This window comes from Streptococcus sp. S5 (assembly GCF_034134805.1).
Classification (GTDB): domain Bacteria; phylum Bacillota; class Bacilli; order Lactobacillales; family Streptococcaceae; genus Streptococcus; species Streptococcus lingualis.
The window spans coordinates 299,345-318,183 of record NZ_CP139419.1; the positions used below are offsets into that span (position 1 = coordinate 299,345).

Annotated in this window: 15 protein-coding genes and 1 pseudogene; 13 read left to right on the top strand and 3 right to left on the bottom strand. The window is 41.5% G+C overall.

Features of this window, described 5'->3' with window-relative positions:
• The first annotated feature begins 258 nt into the window (after window positions 1–258).
• The 9 genes from SM123_RS01525 to SM123_RS01565 all read left to right on the top strand — a co-directional run bounded on the left by SM123_RS01525 (window position 259) and on the right by SM123_RS01565 (window position 9,436).
• Entirely contained in the window at window positions 259–1,347 is a 1,089-nt protein-coding gene (locus tag SM123_RS01525; protein ID WP_320909665.1) for a hypothetical protein, read from the top strand.
• A gap of 107 nt (window positions 1,348–1,454) precedes the next feature.
• Complete coding sequence (locus SM123_RS01530) at window positions 1,455–2,162, top strand: hypothetical protein (RefSeq protein WP_320909666.1); 708 nt, start codon at window positions 1,455–1,457, stop codon at window positions 2,160–2,162.
• Between the two features lie 5 nt (window positions 2,163–2,167).
• Entirely contained in the window at window positions 2,168–2,857 is a 690-nt protein-coding gene (locus SM123_RS01535) for a hypothetical protein (protein WP_320909667.1), read from the top strand.
• Between the two features lie 14 nt (window positions 2,858–2,871).
• Complete coding sequence (locus SM123_RS01540; protein WP_320909668.1) at window positions 2,872–3,780, top strand: hypothetical protein; 909 nt, start codon at window positions 2,872–2,874, stop codon at window positions 3,778–3,780.
• 65 nt (window positions 3,781–3,845) lie between these two features.
• On the top strand, window positions 3,846–4,544 hold the full coding sequence (gene dapD / locus SM123_RS01545; RefSeq protein WP_003016885.1) for a 2,3,4,5-tetrahydropyridine-2,6-dicarboxylate N-acetyltransferase: 699 nt from the start codon (window positions 3,846–3,848) through the stop codon (window positions 4,542–4,544).
• Between the two features lie 52 nt (window positions 4,545–4,596).
• Window positions 4,597–5,730, top strand: coding sequence for an N-acetyldiaminopimelate deacetylase (locus SM123_RS01550; protein ID WP_320909669.1), 1,134 nt, complete (start codon window positions 4,597–4,599; stop codon window positions 5,728–5,730).
• Between the two features lie 109 nt (window positions 5,731–5,839).
• The gene (locus tag SM123_RS01555) at window positions 5,840–6,379 is read left to right on the top strand and encodes a 5-formyltetrahydrofolate cyclo-ligase (RefSeq protein ID WP_049486373.1); all 540 of its coding nucleotides are present in this window, start codon (window positions 5,840–5,842) and stop codon (window positions 6,377–6,379) included.
• Window positions 6,363–7,040, top strand: coding sequence for a rhomboid family intramembrane serine protease (locus SM123_RS01560; protein WP_049486372.1), 678 nt, complete (start codon window positions 6,363–6,365; stop codon window positions 7,038–7,040). The genes SM123_RS01555 and SM123_RS01560 overlap by 17 nt, the downstream gene beginning before the upstream one ends.
• Window positions 7,041–7,489: 449 nt before the next feature.
• On the top strand, window positions 7,490–9,436 hold the full coding sequence (locus SM123_RS01565) for a C69 family dipeptidase (RefSeq protein ID WP_049486371.1): 1,947 nt from the start codon (window positions 7,490–7,492) through the stop codon (window positions 9,434–9,436).
• A gap of 161 nt (window positions 9,437–9,597) precedes the next feature.
• On the opposite strand, the gene galU is transcribed toward SM123_RS01565, so the two are convergent.
• Window positions 9,598–10,506 (bottom strand): UTP--glucose-1-phosphate uridylyltransferase GalU, encoded by a 909-nt coding sequence (gene galU / locus SM123_RS01570; protein WP_049491186.1) that lies wholly within the window; start codon window positions 10,504–10,506, stop codon window positions 9,598–9,600.
• Between the two features lie 45 nt (window positions 10,507–10,551).
• Window positions 10,552–11,568, bottom strand: coding sequence for an NAD(P)H-dependent glycerol-3-phosphate dehydrogenase (locus tag SM123_RS01575; RefSeq protein ID WP_049516434.1), 1,017 nt, complete (start codon window positions 11,566–11,568; stop codon window positions 10,552–10,554).
• A gap of 272 nt (window positions 11,569–11,840) precedes the next feature.
• Here SM123_RS01575 and SM123_RS01580 point away from each other — a divergent pair, with 272 nt between their 5' ends.
• Together SM123_RS01580 and SM123_RS01585 are read left to right on the top strand one after the other, a co-directional pair.
• On the top strand, window positions 11,841–12,530 hold the full coding sequence (locus tag SM123_RS01580; RefSeq protein WP_320909670.1) for a gamma-glutamyl-gamma-aminobutyrate hydrolase family protein: 690 nt from the start codon (window positions 11,841–11,843) through the stop codon (window positions 12,528–12,530).
• A gap of 74 nt (window positions 12,531–12,604) precedes the next feature.
• Window positions 12,605–13,952, top strand: a pseudogene (locus SM123_RS01585) (IS3 family transposase).
• A gap of 160 nt (window positions 13,953–14,112) precedes the next feature.
• On the opposite strand, the gene SM123_RS01590 reads toward SM123_RS01585, so the two are convergent.
• A complete protein-coding gene (locus SM123_RS01590; RefSeq protein WP_320909671.1) occupies window positions 14,113–17,472 on the bottom strand; it encodes a SpaA isopeptide-forming pilin-related protein in 3,360 nt (1,119 codons plus the stop codon).
• A 427-nt stretch (window positions 17,473–17,899) separates the two neighbouring features.
• On the opposite strand from SM123_RS01590, the gene SM123_RS01595 reads away from it, so the two are divergent.
• Together SM123_RS01595 and SM123_RS01600 are read left to right on the top strand one after the other, a co-directional pair.
• Window positions 17,900–18,346: a dUTP diphosphatase gene (locus SM123_RS01595; protein WP_320909989.1), complete on the top strand. Its 447-nt coding sequence runs from the start codon at window positions 17,900–17,902 to the stop codon at window positions 18,344–18,346.
• Between the two features lie 9 nt (window positions 18,347–18,355).
• Complete coding sequence (locus SM123_RS01600; RefSeq protein WP_320909672.1) at window positions 18,356–18,823, top strand: isochorismatase family protein; 468 nt, start codon at window positions 18,356–18,358, stop codon at window positions 18,821–18,823.
• The last annotated feature ends 16 nt before the right edge of the window (window positions 18,824–18,839 follow it).

The window sequence follows — 18,839 nt, forward strand, 5'->3', positions numbered from 1 at the left end:
ACAAAACGATCTTGAAAAAGATCGTTTTTTTATTTGCTAAACAAACTCATATTTTTGTCCCCTGGAATTAATTATAAAAACACGATCTAGTTATGTTTCTCGATCATATGGTAATCTGATTGCGATTGTCACCCTTCGAAAGAAATTTTAATAGAAGTTTCTAAAAGGTCCGATCTTTTTCAGTCTAAACAGACAGGAGTTGGTCCTTGCTTGGTTTTATGTTATAGTAGAAGAGAAGAATAAAAAGGAGAATTCGAAATGTCCGAGAAAGATCAAGAACAATTTATGAAACATACTCCCGTAGAGGGTGCGCCTCAATTTGATGTGGCTGCGCCAGCCTTTGTCCCAAAAGAAGAAGCCGAAGACTTGGTCGTTCCAGAAGCTAGTGGCCTTTCAGTGACGGAGACGGAAGCAATGAAAGAAGAGGCAGACAAGCCAGCTATTTCAGAAGCAGTGGAGCTTCCAAAGGTGGATGAAGCAACTGTTGGAGAACATCCAGATGTAGTTGCTGCTCCCCAACCGACTCCTCCATTCCAGCCTGCGCCTCAAGCTCCTCAAAACATAGCAGCTCAACCAGTTAGTCCGCAAACAGCACCTATTCCTGGCATACCTATTCCACAAGCTCCTCTTTCTCCTGTTGGAAGACCGATGGATACTGCTGACAAGAAGGCGATTCGTTTTGCCCTTGGGATTTTAGTGGGTCTCCTTATCGGTGGTGTCAGTGGCTATTTGATTGGTCATGTTAACCCTAGTACGTCATCATCTAGAAAGCAGACTTCTTGGTCAGGCAACCAGTCTGGTTCGTCTTCCAATATCGATTTGGATCAATTGACCGCAGAAGACGCGGAAGTTGATTTTAGCTGGAAACAGTCTGATATCGAGCAACTTCAGTTTTTAACAGGAAGTGATGCTGGGGAGACTCCTGAGGAAATGATTGAAGCTTATGGGAAAGCTAGCTCCGTTCAATTTGAAAGTGGAGAATTGAAATTATTTTGGGATGATAACTCTTATAATAAAGAGGTCAAAGCGACTTACTCTAAGAAAGGGAAAGAATTCCAGCTTGTCAAATTTGAATTTAATCAATTTGGGAAAAATCTTACGGTTGAGGATAACTTTGCAGATGGGTTCAAGGTTGGAGATAGTGAAACCGGTGCTGGAGGGACCTCTTACAAAGAGCTTTTAGAAAAATACGGTGATGCAGTCAATCTGACGGTGAGTTCATCTGATGATTCAGACGAGATAGAATTGGTCATGGACTTCCAAAAGAAAAATGGGGACTACGTGGATTTGACCTTTATTCGCCAAGAAAATGGAGATTTTCTCTTGAGCAGTAAAGACAGCTACTAAAAGGATCAGACAAGAAAGAGGCAAGCGCCTCTTTTTTGGGATAAGACGAGACAAATACGCTAATTTTCTATACAATAGAAAGAGTTTGAATAGAAAGAGCATGAAGGATGGAAGAAATGAAACAGTGGATAGAACATCATAAGCGGATCCTCCAAAAAGCTGCGAGTGCTTTACTGGCTTTTATGGTTGGTGTTTGCTTGGTGTTTATGATTCATCCAGTGAAAACTTTGCCCAAAGATCGCTTGTTGAGTTTGTCTCGCATGCAAGAAGACAGCCGGCAATTTGTTGCGTCTTCTTCCAAAGAGCCGGCTTTAGAGGACTTGTTGTCATTGGACCTTGCAAGGGATGAAGGAAAGACGCAAAAAAATTGGGTGACTTTGTCTGCATTTGTCAAAAAATTTGGAAAAGCAGCGAGTTTTACACAAGAAGATACGACTTTTGGAGCGCAAGTCCAGCTAGGCTATGGGACTCCTGTGCAGGGGATTCATCCTTATACCATAGAATTTCAAAAGCAGGATGATACCTTTTATTTGAGCTCGATTCAAGGCTTTGCGCCCAAGTCGGCTCACTATCAGAGCAAAAAGAACTTAAAACTGGCAGATTTTACAGGCTATCAGACACTAGATGGAAAAAAGGAAAAGGGGACAGCAGTAGAAGATGTCTTGAAAAAATCAGGTCTTCCCAATTCTCTTAGTTTGACCTCTGAAAAGGACAAGCAAGTCCTAGCCCTGTCTTATCAGGTGACAGATGGACTGGTCTCTTTAACCTTTGAACGTGACCATAGTGGTCAGTATCGTTTGACGAAGAAGGGGTGAAGCAGATGATCGAGTGGATGAAAAAGAATCGAAAAGAGCTCTTGCTGCCGTTTTTGTGTTTTGTTTTAGGATTGTTACTTGCGATTGCAAGCATCCAGGTGCAGGAGCAGGGAACCGATACCAAGGAGGACCAAACACTGACTCATTTCCAGCCAAAGGATTACAAGAATTTGGTCAGCAAGGAACAAGAAATCAAACAGTTTAAATGGACCATCGAAGCTGTGGCGAATTTAAAAGTTCGTCTCAAGCAGAGTCAGCAACCAGGAACCCGCTTGGAAACAGTTGTGACGGAATGGGGAAAAGCCCAAAAAGTTCGCTACACAAAGACAGATCAAGGAGATAAAATGGTTCTCGTCTTGACTTATGCAGCTAAGCAAACCGATCAGGGTAAGAAAAGTGTGACCTTGTGGTTTGAACAGGAAAAAGACCAGGGGTATCGCTTGATGATGGTGGATGCGACGAATTTGTTGGACGCAAAAGAGAAGACAAGCAGTGAGAAAGAAATCATTACTGAAAAAGAGCACAAAGGTGCAGAATTCGCCCAGCTTATTAAGAAACTAGGAAATCCTCAACGCTTAATCTGGGGGGAAGTGTCAGATGGCGGAATGGGGTATCGCGCGACTTACCAGCTACCAGGTCAGTCAGAAGTGGTGATGGAATTCAAGAAAAAAGGCAAGAAATTAGTGTTGGTATAAGAAGGGAGACATCATTGGACGATCAACGGACAGACATCAAGGCAGCTTCCTCTCACCAGGGTGGGAGTCGCTTGATTTCAGAAGCCGATCTGGCTTCATTAGGGGGAAGCAGGCATTCAGAACCAAGACAAACTGTACTAGACTTCCAATCGGATAGAGAGAAAACCTATCGTCCTTCCTCTAAGAGTGAAGGGTCTTCGCTAGCCGCCTTTTTTGGTTTATTGGCCATGCTGGGATTATTTGCCTATCTGGCTTCAGGAGGTATTCATAGTTCTTCTACTACTAGTGAATATGGAAGCACTGGTCTATCTTATGGAACAAGAAAGGAAACCTTGAAGGGTGGTACGAGTACCTTGATTGCTCCGGAGGGGGAATTTCAGTTTCAAGTGACCTATGAGAAGGCCATTTCCCTGATTCCTGGTTTAAGTGAGGGAGATCAAGGACGTTACTCTTCAACTTCTCTGTCTCCACAGGATGTGGTAGCTGTACTGGGGAAGGCTAGCAGTGGAGAAGAAACCTACCAAGAAGGTGGTGTCAGTCCTTTTATGACACAATTGGAGTATCAGTCTGAAGGCTCTCCTTCTTCCGTAACAGTTTTACTTTCAAATATTGGTGTTGATCGTTTATCTTCTCTTGATTTTAAAAACTTAAACAGTGAGCGATTAGCCAATAAAAATGGTAGCTTAAACAGAGAAGATTTTGCCAATATGAAAATAGGAACGAGCTATTCAGATCTTGTGAATACAGTAGGAATTCCTAGCAGTGTTTCTTGGTCGAGTATGCTAGGGTCAGAATCCTTCTTAACCTTTTACTATAAGCTTTCTGATTCGCGCTCCGTCATTATTCACTTTGGCAGCAATCGTACCATCAGTGAAATCAAGGGTCTAGAAGATCCAGCGACATCAACTTCCACATCGCCTTAGGTGTTCATCTCACTAGGATTGTGGTATAATATGAATACCTTTAATTGAAATGAATGGAGAATCTCATGACTGCACAAAAAATGTCTGCACAAGAAATTATCGCTTTTATTGGAAATGCAGAAAAGAAAACCAATGTGAAAGTAACCTTTGAAGGGGAATTGGCAACAGCTGTTCCTGCTTCTGTTACCAAGCTTGGCAATGTTTTGTTCGGTGACTGGAAAGATATCGAGCCCCTTCTTGCTAACTTGACTGAAAACAAGGATTATGTGGTAGAACAAGATGGCCGTAACTCAGCTGTCCCATTACTGGATAAACGCTACCTAAATGCGCGTATTGAACCAGGCGCTATTATCCGTGACCAAGTAACCATCGAAGACAATGCTGTCGTGATGATGGGTGCTGTCATCAATATCGGTGCTGAAATCGGTGCAGGAACCATGATTGATATGGGGGCTATTCTTGGTGGTCGTGCTACTGTTGGTAAAAACAGCCACATCGGTGCGGGTGCCGTTCTTGCGGGAGTCATTGAGCCAGCTTCTGCTGAGCCTGTTCGGATCGGTGACAATGTCTTGGTCGGTGCCAACGCTGTTGTGATTGAAGGAGTTCAAGTTGGAAACGGTTCAGTCGTTGCCGCTGGAGCGATCGTTACTCAAGATGTCCCTGAAAATGTGGTTGTAGCTGGTGTCCCAGCTCGCATCATCAAGGAAATTGACGAAAAAACACAACAAAAAACAGCACTCGAAGACGCCTTGCGTAATTTGTAAGATAGAAATATAGAGGCCGCAAGGCCTCTATTCTAATAGAAAGAAGACAACGATGACATTGGACTTAATCAAAATCAGGCGGGATTTGCACCAAATACCTGAAATTGGATTGGAAGAATTTGAAACCCAAGCTTATCTCTTGGACCGGATCGCAGAGATCACAGCAGGCAAGGACTTTGTAGAGCAACGGACTTGGCGGACCGGGATCCTGGTTTATCTTCATGGGACTGCACCTGAAAAAACCATTGGCTGGCGGACAGATATAGATGGTTTACCGATTGTGGAACAAACGGGCCTTGATTTTGCCTCTAAGCACGAAGGACGGATGCACGCTTGTGGTCATGATATGCACATGACAACAGCCCTCGGGCTTTTGGATCAACTGGTCCAAGTGCAACCAAAGAATAACCTGCTCTTTCTCTTCCAACCAGCTGAAGAAAATGAGGCTGGTGGGATGCTCATGTATAAGGACAATGCTTTTGGCGACTGGATCCCTGATGAATTCTATGGTCTGCATGTACGCCCTGATTTGAAGGTGGGAGACATTGCGACCAATACCGGTACCCTTTTTGCAGGGACCTGTGAAGTCAAGATTACCTTTACAGGAAAGGGAGGGCATGCCGCCTTTCCACATGAAGCCAATGATGCTCTTGTAGCAGCTTCTTACTTCATTACCCAAGTCCAATCGGTCGTGAGTCGAAATGTCGATCCGATTGAAGGGGCAGTGGTCACTTTTGGTTCCATGCATGCAGGAACCACCAACAATGTGATTGCTGAGACCGCCTTCCTTCATGGGACCATCCGGACCTTGACCATGGAGATGAACCTACTGACTCAAAAACGGGTCAAAACGATTGCGGAAGGGGTTGCAGCCGCTTTTGATGTAGAATTAGATCTGGAACTCAAGCAAGGAGGTTACCTGCCTGTGGAAAACCAACCAGAGTTGGCCAAAGAACTCATGGACTTTTTCACAGCTGAGGAAGACGTGAACCTGATTGATATCTTGCCAGCGATGACAGGAGAAGACTTTGGCTTTCTCTTGAGCAAGGTCCCGGGTGTCATGTTCTGGCTAGGAATTGATACCCCTTATGCCCTGCACCATCCGAAGATGAGCCCAAATGAAGCAGCCCTTCCCTTTGCTGTGGAAAACATTGGTAAATTTTTGAAAATGAAAGCTAACCAATAAAGGAATGATTCAACTCCGTCTGGAGTTGGATTTTTATTTTGTTGTATAAAAACTGTTCGGATCTTTCCTAAAAAATGATACAATTAAAGCTAGACAAAAGGAGTAGGGAATGAAGAAAACACTACGAAAAGAAACCATTGCAGCCATGAAACAGTTGCCAGAATCCGTGAAAACTCAAGCAGATGAAGAGCTGACTCAGCGCCTCTTGGAGCTGCCAGCTTTTCAGGAGGCAAAGACCCTTGCGACCTATCTGTCTTTTGACCATGAAGTTTCCACAGCTAGCTTGATCCAAGCAGCTCTTCAACTTGGAAAACGCGTCTGTGTTCCCCGTACCTATCCACAAGGGCGAATGGAATTTGTGGAATACGATCCTAATATTTTGGAAAAGACACGCTTTGGTTTGCTGGAGCCCAATGAAAAAGGAAAGCTTGTGGAACAGTCAGAGATTGATCTGATCCATGTACCAGGCGTGGTCTTCCAGTCAAAAGGCTACCGAATTGGCTATGGTGGTGGCTATTATGATCGTTATTTAGCAGATTTTACTGGAAAAACGGTTAGTACGATTTATTCCATCCAGCAGAAGGATTTCCAGCCAGATACGTTTGATCAGGCAGTTCAGGAGGTGCTAGTCTATGAAGTTACTCTTTGATCGTCGTTATCCTGTGACCAGCCTCTTGTTGCTCGTCACAACGGCAGTCTTTCTTTCCATGTTTATCCGATTTGGAGGCGACTACCAAACAGGTGCTGCTATTTACTATAGCGGTGGTATTATTGGAGAGGTTGTGAAAGTCGATCCTAGCCAGTTATGGCGAATAGTGACAGCTACATTTGTTCATATCGGCCTAGAACATTTTGTGCTCAATATGATCACCCTCTATTACTTAGGACGTTTGGCAGAAGATCTCTTTGGATCGAAGGCTTTCTTAGCTCTTTATCTCTTATCAGGCATGATGGGTAATGTCTTTGTTGCTATTTTTACGCCAGATGTGATTGCAGCAGGAGCTTCTACAGCCCTCTTTGGACTGTTTGGGACCATTGGTGCGCTGCGCTTTATTGTCCAAAGTCCCTATATTCGCCACTTGAGTCAGTCCTATACCAGCTTGATTGTGGTCAATTTGATCTTTAGCTTCATGCCAGGAATCAGTATGGCGGGGCACATCGGTGGCTTAGTAGCTGGGGTCATGTTGGCTTATGTCTTTCCAGTAAGAGGGGAAGCTCGTTTTATGAACCGAACCTATCAGATGAGTGCAGCCCTCTCTTATCTCTTGCTTTTGCTTTATTTCTTAGGTAAAATCTTGAATCTATTTTAAGAAGAGGCTAGGACAAAAGTCCTAGCCTCTTAATTGTTTTTGGATTGTCGAGCAAGACGCAGTGGTTGAGTGGGCTCTACTACGCTGATTTCATCAGCTTTTACAGCCCTACTCAACTGTGCGGAGGTGGGACGACGAAATCGAATTCTAACGAATTACCGATTTCTGTCCCACTCTCTTTTTTTCCTAAAAAATGTAGCAAAATCGTAAACTAACAGAAAATTGTTTGAAATGCAAAGGATTGTATATATTTATTATAATATATTTGTAGAGGCTAAATGAGCCTTCTATTGCTAGGTCCATAGAGAAGGTAATCATGGGTAAAAAAGTATAAAAATGCAAAATAGAAAGCGCTTGCAAAAGGGTTGAGAAAGGTGTAAACTGGAGATATAAAAACCAAAAATAGTGCTATTTTGTCAAAAGTAGTGCAAAAACAAAGGAGATTTGCCATGAAAAAATGGTTGTTAAAACTCTCATTGGTAGCGATGACACTTTTACTCCTACCAATTCAAGCTGTTCAAGCCTGTTGCGGTTTTATCATTGGTCGCCAATTGACCAAGGATGGGACCACTCTCTTTGGTCGGACAGAAGACTACCCTTACTATCCAAATGGTGGAAAGCACAACAAAAACTTTGTAGTTGTTGATGCGAAGAACTATAAGGAAGGGGATCAACTGGAAGACGAATCTAATGGTTTTACCTATCCACATGCTGCTAGTGAAATGAAATACACAGCGACTTATGACTCTGCTCGTGGAGATGGTAGTAACGGTGCTTTTGGTGAACATGGATTTAACGAAGCCGGCGTTTCTATGACCTCAACTGTTACAGCCATTCCAAACAAAAAAGTCTTGAAGACTGACCCATTGACAGAAAAGGGAATTCCAGAAGCTGCCATGCTTGATGTAATTTTACCTCGTGCAAAATCTGCTCGCGAAGGAATCGAATTACTTGCGAAAGTCATTGAAGAAAAAGGTTCAGCTGAGGGGAATACAGTTGTTATTGCGGACCAGAAAGAAACTTGGTACATGGAAATTCTTTCTGGTCACCAATATGTAGCAGTAAAAGTCCCAGAAGACAAATATGCAGTCTTTGCAAATACCTACTACCTTGGTCATGTGGATTTGAATGACAAGGAAAATGTGATCGCTTCGAAAGATGTCGAAAAAGTAGCCAAAGAATCTGGTAACTACAAGACAGACAAAGATGGTAACTTCCATATCGCTAAATCTTATGGACCAGAAAAATATGCTGAAGGAGACCGTTCACGTACTTACGCAGGAATCACTCTTTTGGATCCAAAATCAAAAGTGACTTATGAAGATGATGAATACGAACTCTTCCGCTCACCAACAGATCCAAACAAGAAATTTACTTTGGAAGATGCCTTTGCTCTCCAACGCAACCGTTTTGAACATTTGAATGGTCGTTTTGTTCCAGACGATCAAATTGGTGTCAAGAAACAAGGGGATAATGGTAGCAATGATGCTGTTCGTAAAGACCAATACAAGTATGCTTTAGGAAACGAAAACGTTATTGATGCCCATGTCTACCAAATCAATCCAAAACTTCCAAAATCATTTGGTGGTACGTTATGGCTTGGTATGGGACCATCTCGGAACACTCCTTATGTTCCATTCTATGGTAATCTAAAAGATACTTACGAAGCTTTCAAACCTCAAACAGCAACTTATGATCCAAATTCATGGTATTGGACAGTATGGCACATTGACAATATGGCGATCAATAACCAAGATGTCTTTGGAAAATCAGTCCAAGATCACTGGAAAGCTCTTGAAAAACAATTTATTGTTGATCAAGAAAAGAAAGATATTGAATATTATGCGTTGAAAGATCAACCGGAAGCTGCAAAAGCTGCCGAAGATAAGGTGACAAAAGATGCACTGGAATTGTCTGATCGTCTTTTCCAACACTTCAAAGATTATGAAAAATTAATGGAAAAACAATTAGAGGCAGCTGGACGTAAATCTGATCCATATCGTGCTTCTCAACCAGATAATTATAAAGATCCTGAAGAACCTAAGAAACCAGATACACCAAAAGTTCCAGAAAAACCACAAATCAATGAAGATGTGAACAAAATTAAAATTCCGGCTCCAGATTATGTAGCAACACCTTCTAATAAAGACATTCCAGCAAATGCAGAAGGAAATCCAAATAATCGCTTTGGCTATGCTGCTAACAAGGATAAACAACCTGCTGTATCTTCGAAAGTAGAAACGCCTGTGAAGCCAGAAGAAAAAGTTCAATCTCCGGTTGAAGCTCCTGTAGTAGGAAACAGTGTAAACAACAATAATCGCTTCGGTTCTAACTTTAATCCAGGCGAAATTGAAACTTTCCCAAATACAAATTATTCTTACAATGTTCATCCTTAAACAATAAGAATAAAAAGTAAATTGGACCAAGTCCAATGAAACGAAAGAGGCCGGATTTTTATCCAGCCTCTTTTTTATAAAAAAAGACTGACCATTGTAGGGCAGCAAAGCTCTTACATGATATGGCCAGTCTCTTTTGTATTCTGTAGATTTGAAAATGATTAGTCTGCAGTTTGTTCAGTTGCTTCTAATTTTTTTCCAAGGTCAATAATATATTGTTTAAGATCATCTTTGACTTGAGGGTGTTTCAAGGCATAGTCGATCGAAGTTTTCATGAAGCCGAATTTATCACCTACATCGTAGCGTTGGCCTTTAAATTCACGGGCAAAGACTCGTTGGGTCTTATTGAGGGTGTCGATCGCATCCGTCAATTGAATTTCATTGCCAGCACCTGGTTCTTGATTTGCAAGAATATCAAAGATTTCAGGAGTCAAGAGGTAGCGTCCGATAATGGCGAGATCACTTGGAGCATCCTCTGGGTTTGGTTTTTCGACAAAAGTTTCAACGCTATAAAGACCGTTAATACCTTCTCCTTGAGGTGCGATCACACCGTAAGAAGAAACCTCTTCGTGAGGGACTTCCATCACAGCGATAGTGGATGCATGGGTTTCATCGTAGTCGTTCATCAATTGTTTGGTCAATGGCAAGGCATCATCATTAGTGATGTCCATGAGATCATCTCCCAACATAACGACAAAAGGCTCGTTTCCAACAAAGGCTTTGGCTTGAAGAACAGCGTCCCCTAAACCTCGAGGGTGACTTTGGCGGATGAAATGAAGATTGATCGCTGTTGTATCATTGACCAACTTGAGTAAGTCAGTCTTGCCTTTTTGCTCGAGATTGTATTCCAATTCGAAGTTAGAATCGAAATGGTCTTCGATCGAACGTTTGGCCTTCCCTGTTACGACAAGGATTTCCTCAATCCCAGATTTCAGAGCCTCTTCTACGATAAATTGGATCGTAGGTTTGTCAACGATTGGCAACATTTCCTTTGCCAAAGCTTTGGTAGCTGGGAGGAAGCGTGTCCCCAAACCAGCCGCAGGAATGACTGCTTTTCTAACTTTAGTCATATAGTTTCCTTTCTAAAAGGTAGGATTGATGTTAGGGTGGTTGACTTATTTCCACTCATTTTCTTCTTTAAATTCATTGCTCATCATGTGGTGGATGGCTTCGCGGATATCTTTTCCTTCATAGATGACTTGGTAAATGGCTTGTGTAATCGGCATGTAGACATCCAATTCTTGGGCCAGCTCGTGGGCGACTTTGGTCGTAGAGATCCCTTCAATGATCATACCCATGTTGGCTTCGATATCTTCCAATTTTTCGCCACGTCCGAGAGCATCCCCAGCTCGCCAGTTGCGGGAATGGACAGAAGTTCCGGTAACGATCAGATCACCAACCCCAGACAAACCGCTATAGGTCAATGGGCTAGCTCCGAGCTTAACGCCAAGGCGCGTGATTTCAGCGAGACCGCGCGTGATGATGGCTGCTTTGGCATTGTCCCCATAACCAAGACCGTGCAGGGCTCCAGCTCCGACTGCGATGATATTCTTCAAGGCTCCAGCAGTTTCCACTCCGATAACATCTGTATTGGTATAGAGACGGAAGTAGTGATTGCTAAAGAGTTCTTGAACATAGCGTGCAGCTTCTAAATCTTTTGAAGCTGCTGTAATGAGGGTGATGTCCCGTACGATGGTCTCCTCTGCATGACTCGGTCCAGAAACGACCACTACTTCACTGCGAAGAGAAGCAGGGATTTCTTCTTCAAGGATTTGAGAAATCCGATCGTGTGTACCAGGTTCGAGCCCTTTAGAAGCGTGCATGACTGTGACAGGGTGATCCAGTGTTTCAGCGACTTGTTTAGCGACCAAGCGGGTCACCTTTGTAGGAACGACAAAAAGGATAGCATCCACGCCGTCCAAAGCTGCTTTCAGATCGGTCGTAGCAGTAATCTCTTCGCTAATAACGATGTCTTTGAAATAGCGTTGATTGGTATGAGCGGTATTGATTTCATCGATTTGTTCTTGGATATTTCCCCAGAGACGGACTTCATGGCCGTTATCATTGAGGACTTGTGAAAGGGCTGTTCCCCATGAACCAGGACCCAATACTGCAACGGTTTGTTTTTCCATTGTATCTTCCATTTCTATGTCTATTTTTCAACAAGGCTAGAAATCTAGCGCTTGCGCCTTCGAAACGGCCAAATGTGTGCCTTGAAGGACGATTCTTTTTTCCTCTCTATTTTAACATAATATAGGTAAAAAAACTTGTATGATCATCAATTGTTTTGTGAGGAAGGTGAGAGTGATAAATAAAATCTATCACGGTTTTAAAAAATACATATTAGACACTATCACTAATGGGTGGTAAGATAAGTAGTAGTTAAAATGAAGGAGGAATGAATATGTGCAGAACAATTGTTGGAGTATCCGCTAATCTCTGTCCGGTGGACCCGGAAGGGAAAAACCTTCATTCCTCTGTATCTAGTCAGTTTGCGGAAGGGATTCGTCAAGCAGGTGGACTTCCAATGGTCATCCCGATGGGAGATCCTTCCTTAGTTAAGGACTATGTTGAAACGATTGATAAATTGATCTTAAGTGGAGGCCAAAATGTCGATCCTAGTCTCTATGGCGAAGAAAAAACCATCGAGAGCGATGATTACAATATCGAACGGGATCAATTTGAGCTTGCCCTACTGAAGGAAGCAGTACGCCAAAACAAACCGGTTCTAGGAATTTGCCGTGGGGTTCAGTTGATCAATGTGGCTTTTGGAGGAACACTCAACCAAGAGATCGAAGGGCATTGGCAAGGACTTCCGTTTGGGACTTCCCATTCTATCCAGACTAAAAAAGGCAGTGTGGTAGAGCAGCTTTTTGGACAGGCCAGTCGGATTAATTCCGTGCACCGTCAATGTATCAAGGATCTCGCACCGAATTTTCGTGTGACCGCCTTTGATCCGCGCGATCACACCATCGAAGCCATTGAAGCTGTAGATGGTCATCGCATTATGGGCTTGCAGTGGCACCCAGAATACTTGGTCAATGAAGAAAAAGGGAATTTAGAACTGTTTCGCTATTTGTTGCAGGAGTTATAATGAAGTGAGAGGTTGGCCTTGAACTGCACCCCAAAAGTTAGACAGAAAAATCTAACTTTTGGGGTGTTTTTATTATGAAATTAACTTATAAAGATAAAGTTCAGATCTATGAACTTAGAAAACAAGGGCGAACCTTCAAAGAGATTTCAAATATATTTGGGATAACAATTCCCAATCTTCAGTACATGATTAAATTGATTGATCGTTATGGAATAGAAATCGTCAAAAAAGGAAAGAATTGTTACTATTCACCTGAACTAAAACAAGAGATCATTGATAAAGTTCTACTTGAAGGTCGTTCTCAAATAAGGGTGTCTCTAGATTATGCTCTTCTAAGTGTTGGAATGTTGCCTAATTGGATAGCACAATATAAGAAAAACGGGTATACTATTGTTGAGAAAACAAGAGGGAGAGCACCTAAAATGGGACGTAAACCAAAGAAGAAACCCGAAGAGATGACAGAGTTAGAACGGCTTCAAGCAGAAAATGAGTACCTGAGAGCGGAGAATGCCATTCTAAAAAAGTTGAGAGAACTCCGATTGAGGGACGAGAAAGAGCAAGAAGAAAAACGAAAATTGTTCGAGGATTGGTAACAGAGTTTGCTTTAGAAACTCTTCTAAAGATTATTAAGTTAGCTCGTTCAACCTATTATTACCAGCTAAAGCAGTTAGATAAAGGCGATAAAAATCATGATATTAAAGCTGAAATTCAGTCAATTTATACTGAGCATAAAGGAAATTATGGTTATCGCCGAATGACTCTAGAATTGAGGAATCGTGGTTATATAGTAAACCATAAGAAGGTCCAACGTCTGATGAAGATCCTTGGTTTAAGTGCCCGAATTCGTCGTAAACGCAAGTATTCTTCCTACCAAGGAGAAGTTGGCAAGAAAGCAGATAACCTTATTCAACGCCAGTTTGAAGCATCCAAACCAATGGAAAAGTGCTATACGGACGTGACAGAATTTGCCATTCCAGCAAGCACTCAAAAACTCTATTTATCGCCAATTTTAGATGGCTTTAATAGCGAAATTATCGCCTATAATCTTTCTACATCGCCGAACTTAGAACAAGTGAAAGCTATGTTAGACCAGGCCTTCGGTGAGGAACATTACGAGAATACCATTCTTCATAGTGATCAAGGATGGCAATATCAACACGATTTTTATCATCATTTTTTAGAGGATAAAGGAATCAAGCCATCTATGTCACGTAAGGGTAATAGCCCAGACAATGGCATGATGAATCCTTCTTTGGCATTCTTAAGTCCGAAATGTTTTATGGTTATGAGAATACGTTTCAGTCACTTAACCAATTGGAACAAGCTATTGTAAACTATATTGATTACTACAACAATAAACGCATTAAGGTAAAATTAAAAGGACTCAGTCCTGTGCAATACAGAACTAAATCCTTTGGATAAATTAATTGTCTAACTTTTTGGGGTCAGTACACCTTGAGCCTACCTCTTTTTGTGTCTGAGAAAAGACGAAAAAATACTGGAAATAAGGTCAGAAAACAGGATAGTCGTTCAAAAAAAACAGGTCCATCTAGCATTGCTAGATGAAAACCTGTTTAAAGAATTATTCGTGGCGTTTTTTGGCAACGAGCATGCTTCCAGCTCCTGCAAGCGCAAGTCCTGCAACTACTAGTCCTTCGCTTACTGTTTCACCTGTAGAAGGAAGGGTATGTTTCTTATCTTCTTTTGGTTGACTTCCAGAAGGCTTATCTCCTTTTGGTTTGTCTGTTGATGGAGTAGTAGGCGGTGTTGGTGGTGTTGGTGGTGTTGGTGGTGTAGTAGGCGGTGTTGGTGGTGTGTTTGGTGGTGTGTTTGGTGGTGTGTTTGGTGGTGTGTTTGGTGGTGTAGTAGGAGGAGTGTTTGGTGGAGTTAGATAGTTTATGACGGTCCCCTTGTCTACTACAAGGTTAGGTGCAGCTTTTAATTCGCTAGCAGATACAGTAATAACATCCGTTAATAATTGGTAGCCAGCTGGCGCTGTCAACTCCTTAATAACATAATCTCTTGCTTCCAATCCAGTGAAGGAAACAAGACCATTGGTATCGGATGTAGCAGTCGCTTGACCTTCGCCATATGGGTTGGCAACTGGTGTCACACCATCTGCCTCATAGAGACCAAATACAGCACCTGCAAGGTCTTGACCTACTAGATTCACTTTATGCAATTGGATGTTGTAAAGTTTTAACTCGGGTTTGTCAACAGTTGGAGGAGTTGGAGGGATATAAGTAAATGGTTTGTTAACGACATTTCCTTTATCCACTACACTATTTGAAGCAACCAAATCACCAGCTGCGATTTTGATAACTTCATCTGATAATTGGTAACCGTCTGGAGCAGTCAATTCTTTCACCACATAATCTTTTGCTTCCAATCCTGTAAAGGTTACAAGACCGTTCGCATCAGAAGTAGCAGTTGCTTGTCCTGCACCGTAAGGATTCGCTACAGGAGTAGTGCCATCAGCTTCAAAGAGACCGAATACGGCACCAACAAGAGCTTTCCCTTCTTGGTTCACTTTGTGCAATTGGATGCTGTAGAGTTTCAATTCAGGTTTTTCAACAACTGGAGGAGTTGGTGGAATTGAAGTGAATGGTTTGTTGACTACTGTTCCTTTGTCTACGACGAGGTTAGTCGCATCTTTTAACTCGCTAGCAGAAACTTTAATTACATCTGTTGATAGTTGATAACCATCTGGAGCAGTCAATTCCTTCACCACATAATCTTTTGCTTCAAATCCTGTAAAGGTTACAAGACCATTTGCATCAGAAGTTGCAGTCGCTTGACCTGCACCATAAGGATTCGCTACAGGAGTAGTACCATCGGCTTCAAAGAGACCAAATACAGCACCTGCAAGAGCATTTCCTTCTGCGTTAGCTTTGTGTAATTGAATGTTGTACAATTTCAATTCAGGTTTTTCAACCACTGGAGGAGTTGGTGGAATTGAAGTGGTTACCAATTTGTTGGTGAAGGATTTCTTATCACCATATGCTACAGTAGCCTTAAGCGTATTGCTTGCATCATCTTTTGTGACAGTTACAGTCACATCAATGTTTCCTTGATCGTAGGTCATTCCTTTTACTTTTGATTCAGGAATAACTTCTTTAATTGTATAGTGGAAAGTTTTTCCTGCATCCTCTGGTGAATAAGAAAGTTCATCAAAGGCTACAGTACCATCTGCGTCATTTTGTTTTGTTTGAAGGACTTTACCAGCTTCATCCAATAAGTTAAAGCTGAATTCATTCGCTTTTAATTCGCCGCCTTCTAAAATCTTGCTGGCTTCAATTTTAGCTTTTGTTGGTTTTGGAGCCGTATAAGTATTTGAGAAGGTTTTATTTTCTGGATAAGCCACATCTGCTTTCAGGGTGTCGCCATCTTTTTTCACCTTAACAGTTACTTGTTTATCAGTCTTGTCATAAGTAATACCTGGTATATTTCCAGCTACTTCCTTAACAGTGTATGTGTGTTCACCTTCTTCGGTGTACTCAATTGGTGCAAATGTTACTTTTCCGTTTTTGTTTGTAACAGTTTGAAGCTTGTTAGCTCCCTCGTACAATTCAAAGCTGAATTCGCCATCTGTTAGATCACGTCCTGTCAGAGTTTTATCTAATTCGATGGTAGCTTGAGTTGCTTTAGGTTTTGCTTTTGGATTGACGATTGTCTTCGTTACTGATTTATCAGTTTCACTAAAGTCTTCAGCATTTACAACTGTATCCGCAACAGTAATCACATATCCAGCTGGTGCTTCAGATTCCGTTAAGATGTATTTATCTTTTAAAAGACCATTGACTGTGATATTCCCATCTTTATCGGTCACATATTCACCGATTACTTGGTTGTTGGCTTGACGTACCACTTTGAATTTAGCTCCAGCAAGTGGTTGATTTTCGTCGCCCACCTTATGGATATGAATGGTAAAGACATAACCAATACCAGAACCACCAGCAATTTGAACGGCAGCTTTATTTACTGCTTCTTTAGTCTTAATGTTCTTACCTTTTAAAGTAGCCTGGTTATTTAAGACTTCCCCATCGGCTGGTGAGTAATTTAAGTGGACATCATACGTAATACGGTATTGATCCGTCTCACTGATATCTCCAAGATTCACAACAAATGATTGACCATTTTCACCAACAGTTACAGGATGTTCATTGGTTACATCCTTAGTATTATTAAATTGCCATCCACCATCGACATAAGACATCTCACCTTTTGTCACACGAAAACTATCTTTAACATAAGAAGCATTGGTAAATTGCAATGTGTCTTCTACTGTAACCTCTTTAATATTTTGCTTTAGTTGGTTCACAGAAATGGTATAGGAAATAGTCTTAGGGTCATCTTTGTGAACCCAACTTGTTTTCTTTAAAAGGTTTGGATCACCATCACCAACCCCTTTAAAGGTAACTTTACCTGCAATAATTGTTTTGTTGTTAACCGTCACTTCAACCGGAATTTCTCCTTGTTGAGGGTGCTTTTTGAAGTCGATACGGGCATAGAAGAAGAACGATCCATTTGTATCGGAATGTTTTTCAACATAGTCTGTATACGTTAATGTTAATTTTTTATTTTCAGCATCAACAGTAGCATGAGCGATAATTTCATTTGTGTTAATATCGCGAATTTCAAAACTATCGGATGTGATAATTAATGCATCTGGTACGGTAACTGTAGTTTGGTCACCTGCTTTAACATTTTTACCTGCTAAATTATATGTTGCATTAATACGGAACGTTGCCCATTGTCCTAATTCCCAATCAAGGTTGCCGCCTTCATTATTGGAAACTTGTATGTTTGAAATTGTATCGACCCATTTTCCGCTTACTGTCACTCCAGGAGTTTCTGCTGAAGTGCGATTCAGACCTAAAGCGAAAAGCATGGCCACTAAACAAAGGACAAATGAGAAAATTTTGATATTCCTATTCTTCATCTTATCTTCCCTTTTCATAAAAAAATTAGTGCCTAATCATCAATACCTGATTACTTTTAACGATATGGATCTTTCAAATCCTATCTGTTGGTAATTAGAATCGAGTGCTGAGACACGACCTCCATTAAATAATTTTATAGGGTAAAATATTTTACTTTTAAAATTATTCCCTACACAGGGAATTATAGCAAAAATAATAATTGGCTTCAAGCTAAAATCGGTGAAATTAGGTGTTTTTAAGCTGTTTCATTAATTTTCACTTTCTTTTAGAAAACAACCATGAAATCATCATATAATTTACAAATAATGAAGGTGAAAAAGGAGGTTTTTACTCAAAAAATACGAATAGTAGTATAGGGGAGACGCTAGGGCAAAGTGATGGTATAATAGAAGAGATGGAAACTATTTAGATAAAAGAGGAATTATGATGACAAAAATTCGTGGATTTGAACTTGTATCAACCTATACTAATCTGGACTTGCTGCCAAAGCGGGAGACAGCGCATGCGGCCGGCTATGACTTAAAAGTGGCAGAACGCACGGTGATTGCTCCTGGGGAAATCGTCCTCGTTCCAACTGGGGTCAAGGCCTATATGCAACCGACTGAGGTGCTCTATCTCTATGACCGTTCCTCTAACCCTCGTAAAAAAGGTCTGGTCTTGATCAACTCTGTGGGGGTCATTGATGGAGACTACTATGGCAATCCAGGAAATGAAGGCCATATCTTTGCTCAGATGAAAAACATTACCGACCAGGAAGTCGTCCTTGAAGTTGGCGAACGTATAGTTCAGGCTGTCTTTGCTCCTTTCTTAATTGCAGATGGGGATGAGGCAGACGGCGTGCGGACTGGTGGATTTGGGTCAACAGGGAAATAGAGGAATAAAATGGCAGACTATTTATTAGTTGTAGACATGCAGTCAGATTATGTTGCTGTAGGAAAAGCATATCATGAAGAACTGACTGCAGCTGTAAATGACAAAATTGCTACCTATCCTAGCGACCGAGTTATCTATATTCTCAATCGTTTTTTCTGGGAGAGAAAAGATAGAAAGAAGAAATTTGCGACCGGCTTGCTGGTTGTATCTTCTCGTATTTTTGAGAAGCGTCGGGCTTCTTGCTTTACTAATCCAGATTTAAAAGATTTTTTAGAGGGAAACGGTGCTAAAAGCATAGAGTTTATAGGGGTAGATGGCAATGGATGTGTCAAGGCTTCCATTTTGGCAGCTGTTAAGGAGAATTATCAGGTTTCTGTCGATTTGTCTGCTGTCGGAGTTGCCAACCAGAAGAAATTTCAAAATACATTGTATAAGTGGCACTCTATAGGAGTTGCAGTAGAAGGAGAATCATCATAGCTAAGAAAAAAACGAC